The sequence below is a fragment of the Kitasatospora sp. NPDC007106 genome, assembly GCF_040634455.1.
Taxonomy (GTDB): Bacteria; Actinomycetota; Actinomycetes; order Streptomycetales; family Streptomycetaceae; genus Kitasatospora; species Kitasatospora arboriphila.
This window is the reverse complement of sequence record NZ_JBEYFP010000919.1, coordinates 1-2,200: the sequence shown is the minus strand read 5'-3', so window position 1 is coordinate 2,200 and position 2,200 is coordinate 1. Positions and strand designations below refer to the sequence as shown.

Sequence of the window (2,200 nt, the reverse complement as noted above, 5' to 3'; positions counted from 1 at the left end):
GCCGGCGGGTTGGGCAGCCTGCCGAACCCGGCTGCTCTCGGCGCCGCCCTGCAACTGCGGCAGCTCGACCGGCACGGCAGCACCGGCCTCGGCCCGCTCGGCCCGGACGCGCCCGAGTGGAACGGCGAAGACGGCGCGATCGGATACCTGCGCCAGGAGTACCTGGCGTGGCGTGGCGGACAGTCGTCGGACCTGACCGAGGTACGTGCGGCGATGCGCGCCGTGTCCGAGGCCGCAGACGACAACGTGCGCCCCGGGCAGACCGCCGGCAGCGGCGAGCCCGGGCCGCACGAGCTGCTCCTCGACCTTGCCCGGCGCCGGGTCGCCGCCTACGCGAAGGCGGTGGACCACGGGATCGACGCAGTCGCCGACCAGCAGCGTGCCGAGCAGGAACTGCTGGAACTGGAGGCCGCCGGCGTACAGGGGTGACCGTGCCCGCCCCGTCGCGCCCCTCCGCTGTCAGGACCGGCCGCGTGCAGGTTGGCCCTGGCCGGCCACGCCGGGGCTGTGCAGGACGGGTGGGTCAGTTGTGGGCGCACCTCTGGAGGCGCCGGCGAGGCGCAGGCGTCATACGCGTCTGATCGCGACCGCAACGGAGTTGGTGGGGGAGTGCACGCAGGCGGCCGCGGCCGTGTACGGGCCGATCGCGGACGCCCCACCGGAGCAGGAGAGGGGCTGGGGTGCCGCTCAGCGGGGGAGGGCCGTCAGGGTGAGGGCGGTGCGGCTGTCCCGGTAGACCGGGTCGCCGCTGTAGGCGGCGGTGATCACGTGCGTGCCGGTGGGCCGCCAGGGGAACGGTGCCCAGGACCGTGTGGGTGGTGGGTGTCGGTGAACGTCACGGTCCGACCCCAGGAAGGTCACCCGTAGTCGCAGGCATCGGCCGGGAGGCCGAGCGTGATGCGGCGGCGTGGGTGGTCCACGGCGAGCACGGTGACGCGGACCGGGTCGCCGACCACCGGTGCCGGGCCGTCGGACCAGGGGCCGTGGACCAACCCCTCGACGCCCGGTGCCACCCGGACGAAGGTGCCGAACGGGACCAGTCTGACGACCGTTCCGGGGAGCTCGGCGCCGGGGCGGAGGCGGTCGGCGAACAGGCGCCACGGGTCGGGCTGCAGGGCCTTGACGGACAGTCCGACGCGCTCCCATGCCCAGTCGATGTCGAGGACCTGCGCCCTGATCCGGCGGCCCGGTGGGGCCACCTCGTCCAGTGAGTCGAAGTGCGTCCAGGACATCTCAGGGATCCGCAGGAAGCCGACGCTCCGCCCCGACGGGTGGTCGAGGTCCACGTGCACGCCGACGTCGTCCAGGTCGCTGGCCACGGTGCCGGTCACCACGTCGCCGATCCGCAGGCCGGCGAGCAGGGCGCGCCGTCCGGTGGCCGGGGTGGGGTCGGTCCGCCACCGGGCCCGGACGATCCCGTCGGCGTCGGGCAGCACCGCCGCGAGCAGCGGCCGCCGATGGGCCGGCTGGAGCGGGACGAGGCCCGCCCGCCGTCCCGGACCGGTGGGGACGGCAGGGTGCGGGCCGTCGGCCCGGCCCATCCAGGGTTCGGCGACGTGCTCCGCAGGGAAGGTCCCGTCGGCCTCCTGACGGACGAGCAGGTGAGGGTGTCTGCCGGCGCGGATCTCGGCGCGGACGGCCTCGATGTCCTCGGTCAGGTCCGGCCACACGGCCAGCCGTGCCCGCGGCACGAGGCGTCGGCGGACGGCGGTCACTGCGGCCTCGGTCGCCAGCCGGTGCCAGCGGCGGCCGTGGGCCGCGTACTCCTCCTCCAGCAGGACCGCCCCGCGTTCGGCGACCAGGCAGTGCACAGCGGTCCAGAACACCCCGTCGGCGGGCGGCCGCACGTCCGTCTCGTCGAGGGCGGGGTCGTAGGGGGAACGCCCGACCTTCTCCGCGAACAACCCCAGGCTCCGAGCCCCGGTCAGCGCCGCCCGGAGTGGGCCCTCGCCGCCGTCGAAGCCGACGAACAGGTCGTCGCGGTGACCGGGGTGGAGGAAGAACCGGCGGCCGGCCCGCAGCCTGCACCAGGCGCCCTCCCGCTGGAGAACCGCTCGCAGCAGTGTCAGACCGGCAGCCGCCGGCAGGGTGGCGCCGTCGTGGAAACCGGTGGGGTCGCCGGGGAACACTCCGGCCGGGCCGTCCGGCCCGCCGGAGCCCCGGGTGGAGAAGGAGAAGAAGCCCTTCACCATCGGACTGC

Annotated in this window: 2 protein-coding genes; one reads left to right on the top strand and one right to left on the bottom strand. The window is 75.3% G+C overall.

Features of this window, described 5'->3' with window-relative positions:
- On the top strand, positions 1 to 429 hold a 429-nt coding region (locus ABZ641_RS34035; protein WP_359988171.1), incomplete at its 5' end, for a hypothetical protein.
- 428 nt (positions 430 to 857) lie between these two features.
- Here the strand turns inward: ABZ641_RS34035 and ABZ641_RS34030 are convergent.
- A partial coding sequence (locus ABZ641_RS34030) for a S1 RNA-binding domain-containing protein (protein ID WP_359988169.1) occupies positions 858 to 2,200 on the bottom strand: 1,343 nt, incomplete at its 5' end.